Consider the following 19,665-nt stretch of genomic DNA (forward strand, 5'->3'; position numbering starts at 1 on the left):
GGGGACACGGGGTTGTTTAGCCGTTGGCAGATGAACTCCCCGCGGAGCTGACGCGACTAACCGCTATGGCCAATATTCTAGGCGAGCTTCTGTTTGCACTTATCCGCTCGATTGTTGCCGGATGGGCGTATGCGCTCTGGGTCAAACTGGCGACATGGCTCGAGCCGAAAATCCAACGGCGTTGGGTGAAGATTGCCGTAGGAGGCCTCCTCGGCCTGGCAGCCTTTTTTATGATTCCGATCGTGATGGCGCTGTTGGGCCTTTGAAGACAATGAAATCCGTTCTCACCGTCGCACTGGCAATCGGGGCCCTCGTCTCGACGGTGCTGCTCGTCATGGAGCAGCTAACCGACTACTCCACCCCTGTGATGGCATGGGAGATGCCGGGTATATCCGCAGCTTACCTTTTCTGGGGAGCTGTCGGCAGTTCCGTTTTCTTGGGCGTCGCCATCACTTGGGCCGTGAACGCCATCGTTTACGGGGCGCCCGCTTTCGTTGTCCTTACAGTCATCAAGCTGGCAATCCGCGATCTGCCGAAGTGACAGAACTGAGCTCGGCGCGGAGCCGATGCTCAGCGCGCTCAAGAAAATGAGCGGCAGCAGGTCATGCAAGGCGCCTGACGCGCCTTGCATGATCGTCTGAAATTTCGCCTGCCGGCGAGCGGCCGGACGGCCGACATCATGAACCACGACGGAGTTGGAGGCGACGAATGCCCGTAAACGAAGGTCTCTCGTCGTGAAATGGTTTAGACGATACGCAGTTGGCTGCCTGATCGCGGTGCTCCTGTTCTCGGGCCGAGACAGTTACAAACGGCCCGGCGAAGACATGCGCTACGGGGCCATCCTTATGGTAGCCGCCGGTTGGCCTGTTGTTGCCGCGATTGTCGTGGGAAGCACCATCGGTGACATCGTACATGACGTGAAGCAAGGCAAAGCAGGATGAGTGCCCGGCTCGCAAAGCGACAGGCCCCGATCCCGGCATTGAAGTTGTGGAATCGACATTGCGGGATCGTGCGCTCAATCGACGCTGTCTGTGCCCGACGAAATGCAGCGCGCTCAACGTTTGTGAATGCAGCGTTGGCCGAACGCCTGCAACCTTCCCGCGACACTTCTGATCATCGGTGAGTCATGTTCTTCCGTCTCGCAGGGGCGGGGCGTACATGCCCGCTGTCTACTTCTCGAGCCCGGCCTTTTGCCGCATCGTGTCGATCAGCTCTGACGCCTCTGCCTTGGTCAGATCCTTCTTGGGGAGGGGCTTGTGCGCCTGCTCGGCGAGGGTCTTGAGGTAGGATTCCTGGGCGCCGGTCATCGGGTCGTCGCCGGAAACCCAATCCTTCGGATCCTTTTGTGTGTTGTCCCCGGTGTTGTCAGCTGTCTTGTCAGCCATCGCGATCTCTCCTTTTCCACCTAACGTCGGCGCGCGCTTGTCGTTCCTCATTTGTTCGTCAGTCGAAAACGTGCGGAAATTGAACGTCTCGAGATCTGCCATGAAGAACCGACCTACTGGCCAGCGCGGAACAAGCGCTCCCGCCAAGCGTAGGTTCTGCATGAGCGAGAACCTGTCCCATCTCATCGAACATTCCGTGCAGATCGCCTGGGATTATCTGGAGCGCACCGCACAAATCAGCGACGCGCCGTTCACCAGCCGCTTTCTCTCGGCCGCCGTCGAAGAGATGGTCCGCAAGGGCGAGCACAGACGCCTCATGCTGGCCAACCGGGCCATCACGGCGTTCGAGCGGCTTTCCAATAGGCAAGCTGCATAGATCGGTCCCCGGCCTTCGGTCGTCACTGCGCGGCGGTCCTGCAGTTCTCCGAGTGCAATTTGTTGAACCCCGGCGAAGCCCGGCGCGACCAACCGCCATGCTGCAAAGCCTGCTCGGCATCGGAATTGGCTTCGCGGCCTATGTGCTGAGACACCAAAGAGGAAAGTCGTGAAGGCGATCACACTGCTCGCGGTGGCGGCCATGCTGCTGGTGGAAATCTTCGGGTCGAAGGCGAGCGTCGGCGGCTCGATGAGCTTCATGCTGGTCTTTGTGCTCGTGATGCTGGCTGTCGCGATCTACGAGGCTTGGTCGAACGAGCGCGGCGCGATCGGATGGATCGTCAACCTGTTCGCTTCGGCGGTTGGCGGGCTGGTTGCGGTTGCCCTGATCGGGATGGCCGTGGAGGCGATGCTGCCATACCTTCACCTCGAAGGTTCGCTCGCGTCCTCGCAACATCCCCTGAAATACGTCCTAGTCGCAGCCATTGCGATCTGCATGGTGCTGGGATCATGGCTGCCGCTGTTGGCCGTCAACCGGTTTCGTCACTGAAGGGCACCCGGCGTCGCGCTCCCTAGCGCTTTGCTTCCTGCTTGCCACGCCTGATTTCCTCGGCTTCGTCCACGAGCTTCAAGGCGGCGCCGTCATAGCTGAGCTTCAGGCCACGGCCGACGGTCCATATCCATCCTTCCCGAGCGTCGCGGGTTGGCTGGGCGTTGAACTGGTCGGAGATCGATTTGACTGCAGCGTCTTGGGGACCGGATTGTTCAACTCCGCAATGACGCGCCAGATGGGATGTTTGGGATCGGGATTCCCAGGGTCAACGTCGTCGGCAAAGATCGTGACCTTGGCGCCGTCGACTGCGCACTCCAGGACGTAGGAATCGCGAATCTGACGGCAGCGGTAGCGACGTTGCGTGACGAGCTTGTTGGTTTCGTCGAATGTCATCCCTGGCGAAAAGCCGAGGATGTCGGGCTTCTTCACGAGTGCCAGTGACGCAGGCTTTAGAAAGCCGGGCTGTACCGCCACGAGAACGGCGGCAACAACAACGATCAAGCCGGCGACAACAATGGCAATCTTCATCAGCCCCTCACAAGAAACGTTCGACCATACAACAGCCGGAGCGTTCTACCAGCCATCGCCCTGCATGCTTCGAGCCTCCGGCTATTTTTGTAGGACGGCACCTTCGGAGGATCACAGCTTCGGAAGATCGCATGGGCACGTATCGGCTGGTCATGAACGTGAAAAACCGCCCCTGACATGACCAGGGGCGGCTTTCACCAAACGGGGTTTCGAACGCGATCTAGTGGCCGGTGCCCGGCTTCGTCGTCTTCGGCGGCTTGCCGTCTTCGATCCGGCCTTCGTTGCGCAAGTCACGACCTTCCTGGGCCTTCTTCTGGCTCTCGGGGGACTTGCCGTGTTCGTTCATCTCTTCTTTGATGAATCCGGCGCCTTCCTTCACTTTACCTTCAACGCTCATGACGATCTCCTTGCTGGAGATGGGGCAACTCGCGGCAAGACCTGACCGTTCCGGTGCGCGCACGATTGTGAGGAGTGCATTCGACAGGTTCCAAAGACCCTTGTCATGAAATGGCCGCGCCGCTTGTGGAAGCGACGCGGCCGGGAAGCGAGCCGTACAGGAAACCGGCTTACTTCTTGTTGCTGCGGGTCTTGGTACCGCCCTGGTCGCTGCCCGGGCCGGAGCCGCCCTGGCCGGAGGCGTCGGGCCTCACCATTCCGCCCTTGCTCATGCCGTCATGGCTCACGCCGGTCGTGCCGCTGCTCATCGTGCCCTTGTCCGTGTTGGTCATGCCGGGCTTCTGCATGTTGTCGGACTGCGCGGCGGGGCCGGTCTGGGTCTGGGCCAAGGCAGAGCCGCACATGAGGCCGAGGGCGGCGGTCGCAATGACGAGCTTCTTCATCTCAAACTCCTGGTTGGTTGTGTGGGCCAACGGGAGCGCAGAAACCGTGTTCCTAAAACAAGGCGTTCCGGAGTGCAAAAATTCTCGTCTGCAACGAGGCGTTGTCGGTTCTGCTTGAATCAGAACCGCTCCAGATTGTTGTGACGCGTTTTCGTCGCGCGAACTTGAAAACGCTCTAAGCCGCAAGCCGCTGATCGGCCGGGCCCGTCAGGTGCTTGAGCACTTCCGCGTGCTCCAGGTCGGGAACCGCAATGGCCGTGTGGCTGTAGCTCGTATTGGTTCGTGAGTTTGCAATCCTGTCCAGGATCTCGCCGCCCTTGATGACGTGGAGACCCATGCCCTCTCCCGACGGGAAGATCGCGAGCACCACGTCATAGGCTGTGATGACGGCGCGAAGCGCTTCGGCCTTGTCTTCGGCAATGTCGACGAACACGCGAACATCGGCCGCGAGTTCACGCAGCTCGTTAAAATCCAGCACTGTGGGGTACTCCAACGCAACGATACTAAGGGGAGCTTGGAGGCGTTAGGTTACCGAAGTCTCAACGGCGCATGCCCAGCCAAAGGTTTATCGACCAGGCGCTCCCGTCCAGCCGATAGGACGCGCGGGCGTTGCCGCTTGCTCGGCAAGGCGCCGGCACGGAAAGAACCTATGGAGCGGGAGGGACGAAGCGCGCCTCATACCCATACGGGCGTCACGCGATACGCGCGTGACTCATGCGCGGTTTACTTGGCGTATCCCTGGGAGCGGAGCCACGCGATCTTGCGGTCGCCATTGATCCAGTCGTCGGCGTCTGCCTTGCTGGTGAAGCCCTTGATTTCGCGCTGTTCGCTGTCCGGGTAATCCGCCAGGATTTTCCAGTCGTTGTCTGCAATGCGGACGGTTTTGAAGGTCACTTTTGTTTTTGCCATGCCGCATTATGCAGGAGATGGCCGGAAAAGAGAACCTGCCTTGTGACGGTCACCGGGGTGGCCGGGCGCAGACCTCGGAGGCCAGCCTGATCGGCAGTGCGGGGCCGGGTCCAGGCAAAGACGAAAGCCCCGCCTGGGGGAAGCGGGGCTCTCTGATGGGGGGTGAAGCTTGGGGACTTCAAAGAGTTAGACGCCTCGGGGAGAAAATGGTTCAACGCGAAAACGGCGGAAGCTGCGGCATCTTTGCCGGGGCGTCCGGCCCTCCGCAGAACCCCTGCTTGCGTTTTGGGCGTCGATGGGTTCTAAGCCCCGTCACTTCATGAAAGTTGGCATGAAACAGAAGCGCGTTGCGCGGTCGGACCGCGTCCTGAGCAAAGCCTGCTCGCGCGCACAGAAGGAAATTCAGACATGGCGAAGATGACGAAGACTCAGTTGATCGATGCAATTGCCGAGGGCACGCAGCTGTCGAAGAACGACGTGAAGTCGGTCATCGAGTACATGGCGACGGTCGGCTACAAGGAGCTCAACGAGTCCGGCGAGTTCGTCATTCCCGGCTTCGTGAAGATGTCGGTGGTGAACAAGCCGGCGACCGAAGCCCGCATGGGCGTCAATCCCTTCACCAAGGAGCCGATGCAGTTCGCCGCGAAGCCGGCGAGCAAGTCGGTGAAGGCCTCGCCGCTGAAGGTGGCCAAAGACTCCGTCTAAGGGCTCGCGTTTTCGTTGCGGAGGCTTCTTTTCGCGGAGCGCTGCAATGATTGCTTGCTTGTGCTGAACCAATAAGGAACTCTCTTAAGGAACTCTAGGGCGTCGTCAGGCTTTGCTTCCGAAAGGGAGAAATCACATGACTGGTCTCAGCGAAGAAGAGATTCGAAATCGGGCCTATCACCTCTGGAAGGAGGCTGGCGAGCCCGCAGGCACGATGGACACCTTCTGGTATGAGGCCGAAAAGGAGCTTCTCGCCGAGCGGACCAAGCAAGGCGAAGTCCCACCCGGCATGACCGACAATTTGTCGGTCTGACTTTGCTGGTTCAACAGGCGGACAGGGGCGAGCGTCGACAGTTCTCAAAGCAGCCATTCGGCGTAACGCCCGGGTGGCTGCTTTGCTGTTCGGGCCCTCGTTCGAATCGAGTCGCCTCCGTGCGGCCGCCTCAAAGAAAAACCCCGGTCTTGGGGACCGGGGCTCTTCAAGCAGGTCGGCCGCGTTGCGACATGCCGCCAGCACCACCGAATTCGACCTGACAACGCGGGGCGGGAAAACTCGTTCCGGCCGCTAGTCCGGCGATACGGACACGTCACCGGCGTATCGACCTGGCGCTCGCGCCAGACGATGAGATCGCATTTGGGATTGAGCCACTGATGTTCGGAGCCGCGCGCCTTCAGGTGCGCGAGCGCTGCATCATGTGCGGCGGTCTGATCCGGCGCTTCGACCATGATCTCCACGGTCTCTTCGATCTGACGCACCACTTCGACGGCGTAGTATTTTCTGGTCACGATCCCTAGCTCCGGAATGACTAACGGGGAGGGCGGTGGCGCGTTCCCCAAAAGAAAAACCCCGCGCTTTCGCACGGGGCCTTCTTGGCTGGCGGGGAAGGGATTTCAGCGCCTAGCCGCCGCGCCGTGGCTCGAACTTAAGGTTGAAAACCTAAAAAGCAACCGTCGGCGCGCGGAAGGCTCAAGGCGATGTGCCCGGCGAATTTCACGGGAGGGGCTGGACTTGTTGTTCCTATTTTGTTCTAGTGACGCATCTCTTTTGGCAGCGACATTGTTTTGGAGGTGCCCATGACTGTCGAGAAACAGCGGGAAATAATCAGGCTCTGGAATCAGCTCAGGAAGCTTGATGGTCCGGCCGCGGAAGAACTCCGCATCCAGATCCTCGAATGCTTTTCGGAGAAGGATCTATCGAAGGACACGGCGAAGCGAGCGGCGTGATGAGCATCGCACTAGCTCGATGACAACAGGCAATCGCGCGCGCCTTCACCGATCGTTAGGGATCGTTTTGCGCTGGATTTCTCGACTCCGATTCGTTCCTTGCGAACGAAATGGAGTCGGATGCAGAACAAGTCGTGGCTTCTGTGTCGATGCGGGACACGCCTTTCCTGACCAAGCCGGCGTGATGCTTCGCATAGTCCCGTTCGCCTGTCCTCGCTACGAGTGAGGCGAGGGAGACGCGACATGGATGCGTGCTGTTGCTCGAGATGTTCGCCGAGATCGCAAAAGTGTTTTGGTACGACCGCACCCGCGCTTGCGCAACGACAGGCCCTCGGTGCCGCCGGTGCCACCGCGGTCGAATCCGAAGACGGGATGTGAGCGCGCGATCGTTGGCGACTGCGGTCGTTTGCGTGCGAACGATATATTAAGGCTTGCTTCGTGCCGATTTCTGCGATTCCGATTCGCTCTCCGAGAACGAAAGGCAGGCGAAGCTGGAACAAAGCCGGACGACGGATCACCACAAGCTTCGCTTCACCGTCTCGACGCTCTCCGTCGCCGGCGCTATCGTTGCTCCAGCGGCGGACGCAACATGAAGAACGGGCTTTATTCCATCCACCTCCACATGCTCGACGGCCTGAAGGGGCGCGACAGCGGCGTGCTGATCCTGCGTGACGGCGTTCTGCTCGGCGGCGGGCCGTATTTCTGGTCGCGCGGCGTCTACACGGAACGGCAATTCGAACAACGGCCCTTCGAAACACGGGACCTGGAAGGGCGAGCTTGTCACCAACCAGCACACGCCGTTTGCGGATGGCTTCGCCCGGCCGCTGTTCGGCGGAGTGGAGGCAACGAGCGGCTTCTCCGGGACGTTCAGCGACGACACGGCCGAGGTGTTCGGCACCGTGCTGGTCGCAGGCCATCGCAGCCTCGGTTTTCGTGCGAGCCTGAAGCGGCTCGCCGAGTTCTGAAGACGCGTGTTCTGAAGACGCTTGTTCTGAAGAGGCTTGGCGAACTCCTAACGGAAGCTTGCCGCGAAGCCGATAACCCTATTCGGTTAGGTTAAAAGCGCAATCGCGTTGCACTTGCCGCCACTTGCGATAGGTGTCTGGCGAAGACGCGATCCGACTTTGGCCAACAAGCGACTTTGGCCAACAAGCAATTTTGCCAAGAACGAATTCATGACACCTTTTTCAGAACCGTCCTTTTATCAGGGCGACCGCCACACCTACCGGCGCATCGCCATCGTCGGCACGCTCTTTTGTCTGGCTTTCGTGGTGATCAGCGTCTCGCTGCGGCCACAGCTCGAGGACACGCGTGTCGCGGTCAAAGCCGACAGGCTGATGCGTACGGCGGGCCAGCTACCGCACACGAATTAACGGTCGTCGGTGGAGGTCTGATGGTCGGCGCAATTGCTTGGGCACGCGGTGCCGTGTGAGGCGAGCGCCACGAAGCCGGCATAGCCGGACAGGTTGAGCAGGATTTCGAGCCAAACGGGCATGTCGGCCTCCTTTCTCCTTGAAGGCTACGCCAACGTGCGCGCGAAGCGCATGTTCCCGGACAAAGGCGGACCGGCGCCTCAAAGTGGGGTGGTGGGGTCGAGCCGCCGGCCGAGGGCGCCTACGGACTCGCTCGACGGCTGTTCCTTAAGGAACTCGGCAATCGCCCGCGCCAGTTCGCCGTCGCTCATCGGGGTCGGCGGCGGGCGCAGCGTACCGACACCGAAACTGCGGACGATCTCGTCGTAATGCTGATCTCCGGATCTGGGAACGAGCCTGCGGATACGGGCCAGCAATTTGGATATCGGCACTTTATCCTCCTCGGCTCCCCGCTGGCAGCAATTGTGGCGCATTGCCAATGCTGTGCGTGCAACTGAAAACCCCGCCAGCATCGGTGATGCTGACGGGGTCTTCGTGCTGTTGCCTCAACCGGACGGCGGAGGCTTCCGCACTTGAGCAAACAATTCGCGGAACGCGTGCCCGTTCCATGCGTGGCCGGATTTATTCCGAACTCGGTTCCACAGGCTTGCGCGCAACCATAGCAACGCGCCGGCGTTGTCTGTGCGAGATACGAAGGAGGAGATTCATGATGAGGAAGACACTAGCAGTTCTGGCTACCGTCGCGGCCGTTGGCGTGACCGCGGTCGCGGCGCCTTCGCCTGCCGAGGCGCGCGGCCGCGGCATCGGTCCGGGCCTCGCGTTCGGTCTTGCCGCCGGCGCCATCACCGCGGGCGCCGTCGCCGCGTCGCATCCTTACGGCTATGGCTACGGCCCGCGGTATGGCTACTACGGCGGCCCCGCTTATGCCTACGGCCCTGGTCCCTACGCTTATTACGGTGATGGACCATACTACCGCCGCCACCATTATTACCGTCACTGGTAACGGCTGAACAAACGAAAAGCCCGGAGCAATGCTCCGGGCTTTTTTCATGCTCGGTGATCCGGTGTCGTTACGGCCAGAGCGAGGGCCGTTCCGCCTTGCGCGCGTTGTCGAGCGTCGACACGAAATACTCTTCACGTTCGCGCTTGAATTTTTCCTGGGTGGCACGGAAGGCGGCGACACGGGCGGCGATCTCTTCGCGTTCGCGGATTTTGCGTTGTTCGTCCTCGGTCATGTTAAATCCCCTCTGCACGTGAGTATGTGTCCTACTGAACCCAAGCACTGCCGCCGCAATCACGTTGAGTCGCGTCAACACATGCATTGGCGCTTCTGATTGGGGCGTCAATGGGGAGGAGGCATTGCAGGATTGTGATAAGCGAGGGTCGGAAAAAATTGCCGACCATGTCTTGCGTGGCGGTGGAGAACAGCGTCAATAATCTTGTCGCTTGCGCATGTTGCAGCTAGCGCAAAAACAAATCAGTAAAACAGCAAAACGGGAGGCGGCGTTGATTGCATCGGATCTTCGCAGCGGCGTCGAGCGTCTTGGCGACATGATCGCCGAAGCCAAACGGATCGTGCCGTTCACCGGCGCCGGCATCTCGACCGAATGCGGCATCCCCGACTTTCGCTCGCCGGGCGGAATTTGGACGCGCAACCGCCCGATCCCGTTCGACGAGTTCGTCGCCAGCCAGGAGGCGCGCGACGAATCCTGGCGCCGGCGCTTCGCGATGGAGGAGGTCTTTGCGGCGGCTAAGCCCGGCCGCGGCCATCGCGCGCTCGCCTCACTCTACCGCGCCGGCAAGGTTCCCGCGATCATCACCCAGAACATCGACAATCTGCATCAGGCCTCCGGCGTCGCAAGCGATCACGTGATCGAACTTCACGGCAACACCACGTATGCGCGCTGCATTGGATGCGGGCAGGCCTATCCGCTTGATTGGGTGAAGCGCCGCTTCGACGAGGAGGGCGCCGCGCCCAACTGTACCGTGTGCGACGAGCCGGTGAAGACCGCCACGATCTCCTTCGGCCAGACAATGCCCGAGGACGAGATGCAGCGCGCGACGGCGCTGTCGCAAGCCTGCGATCTCTTCATCGCGATCGGTTCCTCGCTGGTGGTATGGCCGGCCGCGGGCTTTCCGATGATGGCGAAGGAATCGGGTGCACGCCTAGTGATCGTCAATCGCGAGCCGACGGAGCAGGACGACATCGCCGACCTCGTGATCCGCCACGACATCGGCGAAACGCTGGGGCCCTTTGTCGGTAATTGAGGCAGCAATTTGATTCGCGGCTGTGCAAGCTGTTCATAGGTTCCGCCGAATCTCTTTTTTGTCTATGCGTCGCAACCGGGAGTGTTATCTTTTGAGTCGAAAGATTCGCGTCGCGTCGAGTTGAGAAGATTCTCTAAAGACGCGTGATTCGGCGCCGCCATTCAGGCGGGTTGCATGGCATGTGTGGGGTCCGGGGTTATGGGGTCGTCGGACGGATTTGAGTCCAAGAAGGTCGGAGTTCCCGCGGTGGGCGAACACGGCGGTGGCGGTCGCGACAGTGCACTCAGTCCGTTCACCGGACTTGGTGAGAGCAGCGCCAACCTCGTCGAGGTTCACGGCGTCATCAAATGGTTCGACGCCTCAAAAGGCTACGGCTTCATCGTTCCCGACAATGGCTGGCCCGACGTGCTCCTGCACGTCACCGTGCTTAGGCGCGACGGCTTCCAGACCGCCTACGAGGGTGCCCGCATCGTCGTCGAGTGCATCCAGCGCGCCAAGGGCTACCAGGCGTTCCGCGTGGTCTCGATGGACGAGTCGACCGCGATCCATCCGGCGCAGATGCTGCCGCCGCGCACCCATGTCACGGTGACGGCGACCAGCGGGCTGGAGCGGGCTCAGGTCAAATGGTTCAACCGGCTGCGCGGTTTCGGCTTCCTGACCTGCGGCGAGGGCACCCCCGACATCTTCGTGCACATGGAGACGCTGCGCCGCTTCGGCATGACCGAGTTGCGGCCCGGCCAGTATGTCCTGGTCCGGTTCGGGCCCGGCTCCAAGGGCATGATGGCGGCCGAGATCCATCCCGAGACGGGATCGCCGGTTTCGTCCCACTAATTCCATTCCCGCGATCGTGAGCAGAGGCGCGCTGGCTGGCCGGCGCGCCTCTGGCTTTTCCGGTGACCGCCACGTAAGGACTGGTCCAGTCCCACGCCTCGAGAGCCATCCATGAATTTCGATCGAAAGGCCGTCTTCGCCCTTGCGAAGGGCTGGCTTGCCGCCATCCTTGTCATCGCCGGCTGTGCCGTCGCGAGCGCACCCGTGCGCGCCGCCAGCTTCCAGCCCCTCGAGATCGTCACCAGGAACGGCGTGCAGGTGTTCTCGGTCGAGGTCGCGACGACGGAGGAAGAAAAGCAGACTGGCCTGATGTACCGTAAGGAACTGGCGGACGGCAAAGGCATGCTGTTTGACTTTAATCCCGAGCAGGAGGTGTCGATGTGGATGAAGAACACCTACGTCTCGCTCGACATGATCTTCATTCGCGCCGACGGCCGAATTCTGCGCATCGCCGAAAATACCGAGCCGATGTCGACAAAGATCATCTCATCCAGGTGGCCCGCGCGGGCTGTTCTGGAGGTGGTGGCAGGGACGGCGCAGAAATATGGCATCCGCGCCGGCGACCGCGTCGGCCACCCGCTGTTCGGCAGCAAGTAGCCGGGAAGGGAGCCATTGCCCCCGCCTGGCGGTCTTTTGGGAAGCTTGCTCGCGCCTTTGGAAGGCTTGCTGGCGCTTTGGGAAGCGTGTATCGACGGGGCTCGCCGGACATTCGGGGTATAGCGCAGCCTGGTAGCGCGGCAGTTTTGGGTACTGCAGGTCGTTGGTTCGAATCCAGCTGCCCCGACCAGTCCGAGGTGGGCCAGACCCGCGCCTCAGAACAATAGCCAATCGGCGAGGCGCCAGGCGAGCGCAGCTCCAGCCGTGCATGGCGCGCGTTCGATGCCGATGCCCGCAGCCGCCAAAGCCTTCCTAACCCTCGGCGCTCATTCCCTGCGCAACGCGACTTTCCGCGACTTTTCAAGGCATTGGGGCGGGTCGGGCGGCGCGGAATGCGTAAAACTTTGTCGAACCTTTAGGCGTCGTCCTAGACATATTGGTGTTGGGGATTTCAGCGCCCAATGCCTAACGGACGCCGCCAAGCGATGATATTCCGCTTGCGCGCGTTACGCTTTTCCAACCATCAGTTCGTCGCGTACCAGCCGAACGGAAACGGCAGGAATGGCCAGGCCAGCTGATTGTCGTTGGCGACCTTCCGCGGCTCCTGCTCCGGCGTCTTCGCGGGCAGAGCAGGCGGCGTCGAATGCAGCGCCAAGCGCAGACATGCACATTGCAAATTCATCGTGGTGGCCCCCGCCCATCAATCGTTTTCAAAAATTCGCGTCAGCCTGGAAATCAACGCGCGTCCTCAAAACGACGCGCTCATTCTCAAATCGCACACAGTCTAGGAAAATCGGCGGCCGCTTTCAACCGGTCTCGCCACGCGCTCACAGGAGGTAAGGTTGATCGGTTAGGTTAAGAGCGAGCGGTTGTTGCGGGCGCCTTCGCGACTGTTATCAGATCGGTTCGGCTTGCGACGGTCTGCCTGAAATTCGTGCTCACACGACATCACAGTTCGTCGCAGCGCTCGTATCCTGTGAGTTCTGTATCATGTCTCTCGATCGCAACGTCCGAACCGTCGGTCCGCAGGCGAGCTGGACCGAGATCTGGCACCTCTGGACCGTGTTCGTGCCGCGCCGCTCGATCAACGGGCAGCTCGTTTACGGCAAGGTCTGGCGCCGCCACGACGGCCGTGACTGGATCTACAAGAAGTTTACCGAGTACGACAGCGAAGCGGCGGCCTGAAGCGGGGGCGCTGTCGTCCGGCGGGATCGGAGCTGCCCGTTCAAGCGGCCTTTGCGGCCGCAGTCTTGGGCGGCGGCGGCTTCAGCGGCTTGTCCTGCTTCTTCGACCAGGAGATATAATAGGCCACCGTCGTCATGATCGCGATCCCGGCGACGCTGACGAAGATCTGCGCGAACAGCGAGCCCGAGCTCATCGACAGCTCGAAATGACCGACGAAGGACAGGAACACGCCGACGCAGAACACGGCGAGCGACTGCTGGCCGCACACGATGATGGGGTCGAACCCTTTCCATTCCAGGCCCGGCCAGTCCTTGGGCACGAAGCGGATCACCAGGATCACGATCACGACGAAGTGGATAAAGCGGTAGGGCGCGAGGTTGGTCTTGTCGTTCGGGTTGAACGCCGAGAACAGCCATTCCGGGAACATGCCGCCGAGGGTCGGGAAGCGGCCGGCCATGGTCATGACCAGCGCAAACAGCATGTAACCAAGACAGAGCCACAGCGTGACCGGTGCGTTGATCAGCGTCATCGAGCGCCGCGCGCCGCCCATGGCGCACCAGGCGCCGAACACGAACAGCACCTGCCAGCAATACGGGTTGAAGTACCACTGTCCGGCCGGATAGGCGTTCAGGTTCAGGCCGAAATGGCGCGCGGTCAGCCACAGCACGATGGACAATGCCATCGTCAGGTCCGGCTTGCGCAGCATGAACCAGAGCACGGGCGGAAACAGCCCCATCAGCACGATGTAGAGCGGCAGCACGTCGAGATTGAGCGGCTTGAAGCGCAGGAACAGGCCCTGGCGCAGCGTCTCGGTGGCGTTGTCCACCAGGCCGGCGACGTTGAACTCGTTGATCATCTCGGAATCGCCGAAGCGCAGCGCCAGATAGCTGATCGAGGCGATGTAGATCACGAACAGGATGATGTGGGCGACGTAGAGCTGCCAGACCCGCTTGGTCAGCCTCGTAGCACCGACGAGGAAGCCGCGCTCGAGCATCATCCGCGCATAGACGAAGGAGGCGGTGTAGCCGGAGATGAAGACGAACAAATCCGCGGCGTCGGAAAAGCCGTAGTTGCGGGTGGTGATCCAGTTCACCACGTTGTCGGGGATATGGTCGAGGAAGATCGCCCAGTTCGCAATGCCGCGAAACAGGTCGAGCCTGAGGTCACGGCCCTTCTCGGGGAGCGTGGCGTTGATGTTCAGGAAGGACATGCGACGGGAGCTTTCGGAGGGGACGGACAGGTAGATGTCAACGAAGCAGGGCCACCGGGCGAGACCCCGGCGCGGAAGGCGGGTATGCAATTGTCACGATGCAGCATAATGATTATACCCGTCGGCGAGCCATCCCGGGGGGCCGGAATCACCGATCAGTTCCCTAAAGGTGTCTCTATACTATGCCCGCGGTTTCCACCAACTGCTACCGTGACGCATCGAAATCGAACGAAAAGACGAACAAGAGGCCCGGACCGTCCATGACCGCACGCATTTTCAAGCCCGCCAAGAACGCGATGCAATCCGGCCGGTCGAAGACCAAGGAATGGCAGCTCGACTACGAGCCCGAGCAGCCGCGCGCGGTCGAGCCGCTGATGGGCTGGACCTCGTCCGGCGACATGAAGCAGCAGATCACGCTGCACTTCCACAGCAAGGAAGAGGCGGTCGCCTATTGCGAGCGCAAGGGCATCGCCTACCAGGTGATCGAGCCAAAGGAATCGGTGCGCCGTCCGGTCGCCTATGCGGACAATTTCTCGTTCCGCCGCGGCGAGCCGTGGACGCATTGAGGGCGGGCAACGAAACTCTCGTCATGCCCGGGCTTGTCCCGGGCATCCACGTTTTAGCGTCCACGTAAAAAGCCCGCGGTTGGCCGGGACATGCTCGGCCAACCACGCCGGTTCTTCCCATCGTCCTGCCCTTGGCAGCCATTCCGCCCCGTGCTTCGCTGTCTCGCATGATGCGACCATGACGAGGTGGGCTATGGCGGGGCGTGACCAGCTCGACGGCGTCGATCTGAAAATACTCTCCGAGTTGCAGCAGGACGGGCGGGTTCGCAATAACGAGCTGGCGCTGCGCGTCGGGGTGTCCGGGCCCAACTGCGTGAGGCGGCTGAAATCGCTGTTCAGCCGCGGCGTGATCCGGGCGGTGCGCGCCGTTATCGACGAGCGGCTGCTCGGCTACGAGGTGGTGTCGTTCGTCTCGATCCAGCTCGGCAGCCAAGCCCAGCCGGTGCTGGCGGCATTCGAGAGCTCGATCGCCGCGATCCCGCGCATCCAGCAGTGCTGGCGGATTTCGGGAGACACCGACTATCTTCTCAAATGCGTGGCGCCGAGCGTCGAGAGCATGCGCCAGCAGCTCCTGCATTTCGCCGCGATGCGGAACGTGAAGAACGTCCGCAGCTTTCCGGTGCTGGGCGTGGCGAAGGACGTGCCGCTGCCATTGCAGGAGATCGCGGCGGTAGGATAGTTCGGCGGCGACGGGTCCCAAAACGTAGCTCGCGTAACGACATCCAAACATCCGAAGGCGCGGGAGTGACTCCCTTACCGGGATACAGGTTCGGATAAGGCGGATATAAACATAAGTAACTCACCTAACTGTGACATGTGATTTGCGAAGTTCTGCAATGCGCCGAAGCGTGATTGCCGGTTCCTGGTGCTGGCCTACATGCGAGGTGTGAACCTCAGCCTGCGTCGCATGCCGAGGCCTCTTTTGTGGGACCCTGAAGCAGGAAAAGACAACATGACCTCGATCTCGAAGACGTTCGTCGTATCCGCTGCGACGCTGTTTGCATCTGCGTTTCTCATGATGACCGCGCCGGCTGCCCAGGCAGAAGACTACTGCATCACCAATGGTGCCCAGGCCGCGCATGGCTGCGGCTATCCGACGATGGAGGCCTGCCGGGCCGCGGCCGGCGGCATCGGCGGCTCGTGCTCACAGAGCGGCGGCGCGAAGACGTCGGCCGACGCGCTGGCCTTCCAGCCGAAGCAGACGCACTCGCGCACCAAGCTGCGCCCGGGCGGGCAGACCAACTCGAACTGAGCGAGACCGTTTGGAAATGTTGCGGCCTCCGAGTTGGATCTCGGAGGCCGCAACAGCATGACAACCCGCGCTTCAGCGATACCTGCCGCGAAACTCGCGCGGGGAGGCGCCGGCCCAGGTGCGGAAGGCGCGAGAAAAGCTCTTCTCGTTGCGGAAGCCGGCGATCTCCGCGATCCGCTTGATCGGGCTGCGACCGCGCATCAACTCCTGCTTGGCGAGCTCGAATTTGGCCTCTTCCTTGAGATCCCGCAGTGAGGTCGCTTCATCGCGCAGGCGCCGATGCATGGTGCGGGTGGAGAGTGCCAGCTCGCTTGCGACATCCTCGGCGCCGAGACTGCGTCCGCGCGCATTGCGGAGTACGCGGCGAACGCGCTCGACCAGCAGCCGGTCGCGCCGATAGGGCAGTACGGTCAGCCGCAGCGCGCCCTTGAGCATGTTGTCGAGGTCCGCCGCGCTCCGGGTGAGCGGCAGCAACAGGTAATGCTTGTCGAAGGTGATGGAAGCGCGGTCCGCACCGAAGCGGATGTTTCGGCAAAAGATGGTCGGATAGACCGAGACGTGGCCGGGCTCGGGGTACGGAAATTCCGCGGCGCGGAGCGCGATTTGCGAATCCACCGCCCAGCAGGAGAAGCCGAGAACATAGCGGAGCAGGGTGACCAGGCAGAATTCGCGTAGAGGTCCGAGGTCGGCCAGTTCGCGGATGGACACGACCGCGGTCTCCTCGCCGACGGCGAGATCGAGCAGCACGTCCTCGGTGAGCAGACGATGGTGCCGGCACCAGCGCTTGAGCGCGACCTCCAGCGTCGGGGCGGTGATCGAGGCGCGGCACAGCATGCCGTAGGTGCCAAAGGGCAGCCGCCGCGAGAACCAGCCGAGCGCCTCGTCATCGAGTTCGCGCATGGCATGGCCCGCCAGCGCCTCGAACTGGCCGGCCGTGACCCGCCCATCCGGAGAATTGACAAGGTCCGGCGTTACCTGACCCCGGCTCAGCGCCTCGGTCGGATCGCGGCCGTAGCGGTCGTAAGCGGCAACGACGCCGCGGACGAAGGCGGCAGGGGTCACGGCACGGCGCGGGATCGCGGTTGCGACTTGAAAAGGCATCGGAAAATCCTCTGGGAAAATCCTCGCCAAGTTTGGCGGAAAATGCAACCTTTTCGACCGCAGAAGGGCCCCGATGCCGCTAGGTTCGGTCCCCAAAATAGGGAGGAATCGCCTTGAATATCCCGAGCATCGATTTCGATCTGGGCGAAGACATCAGCATGCTGCGCGACACGCTGCGCGCCTTCGTGGAGGCGGAGATCGCCCCGCGTGCCGCCGATATCGAGAAGGCCAATCTATTCCCGGCGGACCTCTGGAAGCGCCTTGGCGACCTCGGCCTGCTCGGCATGACCGCGCCGGAGCAATATGGCGGCTCCAACATGGGCTATCTCGCCCATATCGTCGCGATGGAGGAGATTTCGCGCGGCTCGGCCGCGGTCGGGCTCTCCTATGGCGCCCACTCAAATCTCTGCGTCAACCAGATCCGCCGCAACGGCAATGATGCGCAGCGCGAGCGCTATCTGCCAAAGTTGATCTCCGGCGAGTATGTCGGCGCGCTCGCGATGTCCGAGCCCGGCGCCGGCTCAGACGTCGTCTCGATGAAACTGCGCGCCGACAAACGCGGCGACCGCTACGTGCTCAACGGCTCGAAGATGTGGATCACCAATGGCGGCGATGCCGACGTGCTGGTGGTCTATGCCAAGACCGATCCGGAAGCGGGCCCGCGCGGCATGACCGCCTTCCTGGTCGAGAAGGGGACGAAGGGCTTCAGCCACGGCCAGCATCTCGACAAGCTCGGCATGCGCGGCTCCAACACGTATCCGCTGTTCTTCGACGAATGCGAGGTGCCGGAGGAGAACGTGCTTGGGAAGGTCGGGGAGGGCGTCAAGGTGCTGATGTCCGGCCTCGACTATGAGCGTACGGTCCTCTCGGGTGGACCACTCGGGATCATGGCGGCCTGCATGGACGCGGTGGTGCCCTATATGCACGAGCGCAAGCAGTTCGGGCAGCCGATCGGCGACTTCCAGCTCATGCAGGGCAAGCTCGCCGACATGTACGCGACCTGGCAGGCCACGCGCGCCTATGTCTATGCGGTGGGGCGTGCCTGCGACCGCGCCGATCACGCGCGCAGCTTGCGCAAGGACGCCGCCGCTGCGATCCTCTATTCCGCCGAGAAAGCGACGTGGATGGCGGGTGAGGCGATCCAGGCGCTTGGCGGGGTCGGCTACACCTCCGAATTTCCGGTCGGACGCCTGTGGCGCGATGCAAAGCTCTACGAGATCGGCGCCGGCACCTCGGAGGTCCGGCGCATGCTGATCGGTCGCGAATTGATGGCTGAGACGGCTTAAAACCTTCACGCAATTGGAACCAACATGCCGCTCCATTCCAGCATCGATACGTCTTCTTCGGACTTTGCGCGCAATTCCGAGGCCATGCGCACCCTCGTCGCGGATCTGCGCGAAAAGCTGAGCCAGGTTGCGGGCGGCGGCGGCGAGGTCTCGCGCAACCGCCACACCTCGCGTGGCAAGATGCTGGCGCGCGAGCGCGTCGACCTGCTGGTCGATCCCGGCACCGCGTTCATGGAGCTGTCGCCGCTCGCGGCCTATGGCCTTTACGGCGGCGACGTCCATTCGGCGAGCGTCGTCACCGGGGTCGGGCGCATCGCGGGCCGCGAATGCGTGATCGTCGCCAACGACGCCACCATCAAGGGCGGCACCTATTATCCCATGACCGTGAAGAAGCATCTGCGCGCGCAGGACGTGGCGCGGCAGAACAATCTTCCCTGCGTCTACATGGTCGATTCCGGCGGCGCCTTTTTGCCGCTGCAGGACGAGATCTTTCCGGACGAGCGGCATTTCGGCCGCATCTTCTACAACCAGGCGCAGATGTCGTCGCAAGGCATCCCGCAGATCGCCATCGTGATGGGCTCCTGCACGGCCGGCGGCGCCTATGTCCCCGCGATGTCGGACGAGAGCATCATCGTGCGCAATCAAGGCACCATCTTCCTGGGCGGGCCGCCGCTGGTGAAGGCGGCGACGGGCGAGGTGGTGACCGCCGAGGAGCTCGGTGGCGCCGACGTGCATTCGCGACAATCAGGCGTGACCGATCATTACGCCCAGAACGACGCACACGCGATCGGCATCGCCCGCCGCATCGTCGGCACGCTGAAGCCATCGGTACGGCCAAACCTCAACATGCATCCGCCGCGTGATCCCTTGTTTGCGGCCGAGGAGATCTATGGCGTGGTGCCCGTCGACGGGCGCAAGCCGTTCGACGTGCGCGACATCATTGCGCGCGTGGTTGATGGTTCCGAGTTCGACGAGTTCAAGAAGCTGTACGGCACGACGCTGGTGTGCGGCTTCGCCCACATCTGGGGTTTTCCGGTCGGCATCATTGCCAACAACGGCATCCTGTTCAGCGAGAGCTCGCTGAAGGGGGCGCATTTCATCGAGCTGTGCTGCCAGCGCGGCATTCCGCTGGTGTTCCTGCAGAACATCACCGGCTTCATGGTCGGCAAGAAATACGAAGCCGGCGGCATTGCGCGTGACGGCGCCAAGCTGGTGACGGCGGTCGCGACCGCGTCGGTGCCGAAATTCACCGTGGTGATCGGCGGGTCCTACGGCGCCGGCAATTACGGCATGTGCGGCCGCGCCTACTCCCCGCGCTTCCTGTGGATGTGGCCTAACGCGCGCATCTCGGTGATGGGCGGCGAGCAGGCCTCGATGGTGCTGAGCCAGGTCCGCCGCGACAATATCGAGGCCAAGGGCGACAGCTGGTCGAAAGAAGACGAAGATAAATTCCGCGAGCCGATCCGCGCGCAATATGA

At 62.0% G+C, this 19,665-nt stretch carries 30 protein-coding genes, 1 tRNA gene and 2 pseudogenes; 21 read left to right on the forward strand and 12 right to left on the reverse strand.

Annotation, left to right across the window (positions count from 1 at the left end; all coding sequences use genetic code 11):
- The first annotated feature begins 65 nt into the window (after nt 1-65).
- Together IVB32_RS29810 and IVB32_RS29815 are read left to right on the forward strand one after the other, a co-directional pair.
- A complete protein-coding gene (locus IVB32_RS29810) occupies nt 66-266 on the forward strand; it encodes a hypothetical protein (protein WP_018454381.1) in 201 nt (66 codons plus the stop codon).
- A 5-nt stretch (nt 267-271) separates the two neighbouring features.
- Complete coding sequence (locus IVB32_RS29815; protein ID WP_018454380.1) at nt 272-541, forward strand: hypothetical protein; 270 nt, start codon at nt 272-274, stop codon at nt 539-541.
- Between the two features lie 628 nt (nt 542-1,169).
- On the opposite strand, the gene IVB32_RS29820 is transcribed toward IVB32_RS29815, so the two are convergent.
- Entirely contained in the window at nt 1,170-1,385 is a 216-nt protein-coding gene (locus IVB32_RS29820) for a DUF3072 domain-containing protein (RefSeq protein WP_026232720.1), read from the reverse strand.
- Nucleotides 1,386-1,545: 160 nt separating this feature from the next.
- On the opposite strand from IVB32_RS29820, the gene IVB32_RS29825 reads away from it, so the two are divergent.
- The gene (locus IVB32_RS29825) at nt 1,546-1,761 is read left to right on the forward strand and encodes a hypothetical protein (RefSeq protein WP_247297362.1); all 216 of its coding nucleotides are present in this window, start codon (nt 1,546-1,548) and stop codon (nt 1,759-1,761) included.
- Nucleotides 1,762-1,929: 168 nt separating this feature from the next.
- Complete coding sequence (locus IVB32_RS29830; protein WP_018454376.1) at nt 1,930-2,310, forward strand: hypothetical protein; 381 nt, start codon at nt 1,930-1,932, stop codon at nt 2,308-2,310.
- Nucleotides 2,311-2,332: 22 nt separating this feature from the next.
- Here IVB32_RS29830 and IVB32_RS29835 read toward each other — a convergent pair.
- From IVB32_RS29835 to IVB32_RS29855, 5 genes and pseudogenes are all read right to left on the reverse strand, one after another.
- Nucleotides 2,333-2,841 (reverse strand): annotated as a pseudogene (locus IVB32_RS29835) (hypothetical protein).
- A 220-nt stretch (nt 2,842-3,061) separates the two neighbouring features.
- Complete coding sequence (locus IVB32_RS29840; protein ID WP_007610124.1) at nt 3,062-3,238, reverse strand: hypothetical protein; 177 nt, start codon at nt 3,236-3,238, stop codon at nt 3,062-3,064.
- 169 nt (nt 3,239-3,407) lie between these two features.
- Nucleotides 3,408-3,680, reverse strand: a complete 273-nt coding sequence (locus tag IVB32_RS29845; RefSeq protein WP_247368482.1) for a hypothetical protein — start codon at nt 3,678-3,680, stop codon at nt 3,408-3,410.
- 175 nt (nt 3,681-3,855) lie between these two features.
- The gene (locus tag IVB32_RS29850) at nt 3,856-4,158 is read right to left on the reverse strand and encodes a hypothetical protein (RefSeq protein WP_018454373.1); all 303 of its coding nucleotides are present in this window, start codon (nt 4,156-4,158) and stop codon (nt 3,856-3,858) included.
- Between the two features lie 245 nt (nt 4,159-4,403).
- The gene (locus tag IVB32_RS29855; protein WP_007591378.1) at nt 4,404-4,589 is read right to left on the reverse strand and encodes a hypothetical protein; all 186 of its coding nucleotides are present in this window, start codon (nt 4,587-4,589) and stop codon (nt 4,404-4,406) included.
- Nucleotides 4,590-4,997: 408 nt separating this feature from the next.
- Here IVB32_RS29855 and IVB32_RS29860 point away from each other — a divergent pair, with 408 nt between their 5' ends.
- The 6 genes and pseudogenes from IVB32_RS29860 (at nt 4,998) to IVB32_RS29885 (ending at nt 7,891) form a co-directional block, all read left to right on the forward strand.
- Nucleotides 4,998-5,294 carry an HU family DNA-binding protein gene (locus IVB32_RS29860; RefSeq protein ID WP_007591377.1) on the forward strand — a complete coding sequence of 99 codons (297 nt, stop codon included), beginning with the start codon at nt 4,998-5,000 and terminating at the stop codon, nt 5,292-5,294.
- Between the two features lie 136 nt (nt 5,295-5,430).
- Nucleotides 5,431-5,607 (forward strand): DUF2934 domain-containing protein, encoded by a 177-nt coding sequence (locus IVB32_RS29865; RefSeq protein WP_018454372.1) that lies wholly within the window; start codon nt 5,431-5,433, stop codon nt 5,605-5,607.
- A 338-nt stretch (nt 5,608-5,945) separates the two neighbouring features.
- Entirely contained in the window at nt 5,946-6,089 is a 144-nt protein-coding gene (locus tag IVB32_RS29870; RefSeq protein ID WP_247297358.1) for a hypothetical protein, read from the forward strand.
- Nucleotides 6,090-6,368: 279 nt separating this feature from the next.
- A complete protein-coding gene (locus IVB32_RS29875; RefSeq protein WP_247412213.1) occupies nt 6,369-6,518 on the forward strand; it encodes a hypothetical protein in 150 nt (49 codons plus the stop codon).
- A gap of 589 nt (nt 6,519-7,107) precedes the next feature.
- Nucleotides 7,108-7,483, forward strand: a pseudogene (locus IVB32_RS29880) (GrlR family regulatory protein).
- A 210-nt stretch (nt 7,484-7,693) separates the two neighbouring features.
- Nucleotides 7,694-7,891: a hypothetical protein gene (locus tag IVB32_RS29885; protein ID WP_247296834.1), complete on the forward strand. Its 198-nt coding sequence runs from the start codon at nt 7,694-7,696 to the stop codon at nt 7,889-7,891.
- Here IVB32_RS29885 and IVB32_RS42830 read toward each other — a convergent pair.
- Together IVB32_RS42830 and IVB32_RS29890 are read right to left on the reverse strand one after the other, a co-directional pair.
- Nucleotides 7,888-8,013, reverse strand: a complete 126-nt coding sequence (locus IVB32_RS42830) for a hypothetical protein (RefSeq protein WP_256464728.1) — start codon at nt 8,011-8,013, stop codon at nt 7,888-7,890. The two genes, IVB32_RS29885 and IVB32_RS42830, sit on opposite strands and share 4 nt — an antisense overlap.
- 78 nt (nt 8,014-8,091) lie before the next feature.
- Nucleotides 8,092-8,322, reverse strand: coding sequence for a hypothetical protein (locus tag IVB32_RS29890; protein ID WP_007610151.1), 231 nt, complete (start codon nt 8,320-8,322; stop codon nt 8,092-8,094).
- A gap of 278 nt (nt 8,323-8,600) precedes the next feature.
- Here IVB32_RS29890 and IVB32_RS29895 point away from each other — a divergent pair, with 278 nt between their 5' ends.
- Nucleotides 8,601-8,894 carry a hypothetical protein gene (locus IVB32_RS29895; RefSeq protein WP_026233439.1) on the forward strand — a complete coding sequence of 98 codons (294 nt, stop codon included), beginning with the start codon at nt 8,601-8,603 and terminating at the stop codon, nt 8,892-8,894.
- Between the two features lie 67 nt (nt 8,895-8,961).
- Here IVB32_RS29895 and IVB32_RS29900 read toward each other — a convergent pair whose 3' ends face one another.
- Nucleotides 8,962-9,126: a hypothetical protein gene (locus tag IVB32_RS29900; RefSeq protein WP_018457755.1), complete on the reverse strand. Its 165-nt coding sequence runs from the start codon at nt 9,124-9,126 to the stop codon at nt 8,962-8,964.
- Nucleotides 9,127-9,397: 271 nt separating this feature from the next.
- On the opposite strand from IVB32_RS29900, the gene IVB32_RS29905 reads away from it, so the two are divergent.
- From IVB32_RS29905 to IVB32_RS29920, 4 genes are all read left to right on the forward strand, one after another.
- Entirely contained in the window at nt 9,398-10,159 is a 762-nt protein-coding gene (locus IVB32_RS29905; RefSeq protein WP_247296832.1) for an NAD-dependent protein deacetylase, read from the forward strand.
- Between the two features lie 198 nt (nt 10,160-10,357).
- Nucleotides 10,358-10,990, forward strand: a complete 633-nt coding sequence (locus IVB32_RS29910) for a cold-shock protein (RefSeq protein ID WP_018457757.1) — start codon at nt 10,358-10,360, stop codon at nt 10,988-10,990.
- 111 nt (nt 10,991-11,101) lie between these two features.
- Complete coding sequence (locus tag IVB32_RS29915) at nt 11,102-11,587, forward strand: DUF192 domain-containing protein (protein ID WP_247296828.1); 486 nt, start codon at nt 11,102-11,104, stop codon at nt 11,585-11,587.
- A 113-nt stretch (nt 11,588-11,700) separates the two neighbouring features.
- A tRNA-Pro gene (locus IVB32_RS29920) sits at nt 11,701-11,777 on the forward strand.
- Nucleotides 11,778-12,110: 333 nt separating this feature from the next.
- Here IVB32_RS29920 and IVB32_RS42835 read toward each other — a convergent pair.
- Nucleotides 12,111-12,242, reverse strand: a complete 132-nt coding sequence (locus tag IVB32_RS42835) for a hypothetical protein (protein WP_256374433.1) — start codon at nt 12,240-12,242, stop codon at nt 12,111-12,113.
- 335 nt (nt 12,243-12,577) lie between these two features.
- Here IVB32_RS42835 and IVB32_RS29925 point away from each other — a divergent pair, with 335 nt between their 5' ends.
- Nucleotides 12,578-12,772, forward strand: coding sequence for a hypothetical protein (locus tag IVB32_RS29925; protein WP_018457760.1), 195 nt, complete (start codon nt 12,578-12,580; stop codon nt 12,770-12,772).
- Nucleotides 12,773-12,812: 40 nt separating this feature from the next.
- Here the strand turns inward: IVB32_RS29925 and IVB32_RS29930 are convergent, their stop codons facing one another.
- Entirely contained in the window at nt 12,813-13,982 is a 1,170-nt protein-coding gene (locus tag IVB32_RS29930) for an OpgC domain-containing protein (RefSeq protein WP_018457761.1), read from the reverse strand.
- A 260-nt stretch (nt 13,983-14,242) separates the two neighbouring features.
- On the opposite strand from IVB32_RS29930, the gene IVB32_RS29935 reads away from it, so the two are divergent.
- From IVB32_RS29935 to IVB32_RS29945, 3 genes are all read left to right on the forward strand, one after another.
- Nucleotides 14,243-14,548, forward strand: a complete 306-nt coding sequence (locus IVB32_RS29935) for an ETC complex I subunit (protein ID WP_007591346.1) — start codon at nt 14,243-14,245, stop codon at nt 14,546-14,548.
- Nucleotides 14,549-14,741: 193 nt separating this feature from the next.
- The gene (locus IVB32_RS29940) at nt 14,742-15,227 is read left to right on the forward strand and encodes an Lrp/AsnC family transcriptional regulator (protein ID WP_247296841.1); all 486 of its coding nucleotides are present in this window, start codon (nt 14,742-14,744) and stop codon (nt 15,225-15,227) included.
- A 273-nt stretch (nt 15,228-15,500) separates the two neighbouring features.
- Nucleotides 15,501-15,800 (forward strand): DUF3551 domain-containing protein, encoded by a 300-nt coding sequence (locus tag IVB32_RS29945; protein ID WP_247296826.1) that lies wholly within the window; start codon nt 15,501-15,503, stop codon nt 15,798-15,800.
- 72 nt (nt 15,801-15,872) lie between these two features.
- On the opposite strand, the gene IVB32_RS29950 is transcribed toward IVB32_RS29945, so the two are convergent.
- On the reverse strand, nt 15,873-16,901 hold the full coding sequence (locus IVB32_RS29950) for an AraC family transcriptional regulator (protein ID WP_247296823.1): 1,029 nt from the start codon (nt 16,899-16,901) through the stop codon (nt 15,873-15,875).
- A 113-nt stretch (nt 16,902-17,014) separates the two neighbouring features.
- On the opposite strand from IVB32_RS29950, the gene IVB32_RS29955 reads away from it, so the two are divergent.
- Nucleotides 17,015-18,187 carry an isovaleryl-CoA dehydrogenase gene (locus tag IVB32_RS29955; RefSeq protein WP_018457765.1) on the forward strand — a complete coding sequence of 391 codons (1,173 nt, stop codon included), beginning with the start codon at nt 17,015-17,017 and terminating at the stop codon, nt 18,185-18,187.
- A gap of 24 nt (nt 18,188-18,211) precedes the next feature.
- Nucleotides 18,212-19,665, forward strand: a 1,454-nt coding sequence (locus IVB32_RS29960; RefSeq protein WP_247412216.1) for a carboxyl transferase domain-containing protein, incomplete at its 3' end; no start/stop codon positions are given.

Origin of the sequence: Bradyrhizobium sp. 23 (genome assembly GCF_023073295.1) — a bacterium.
Lineage (GTDB): Bacteria > Pseudomonadota > Alphaproteobacteria > Rhizobiales > Xanthobacteraceae > Bradyrhizobium > Bradyrhizobium canariense_D.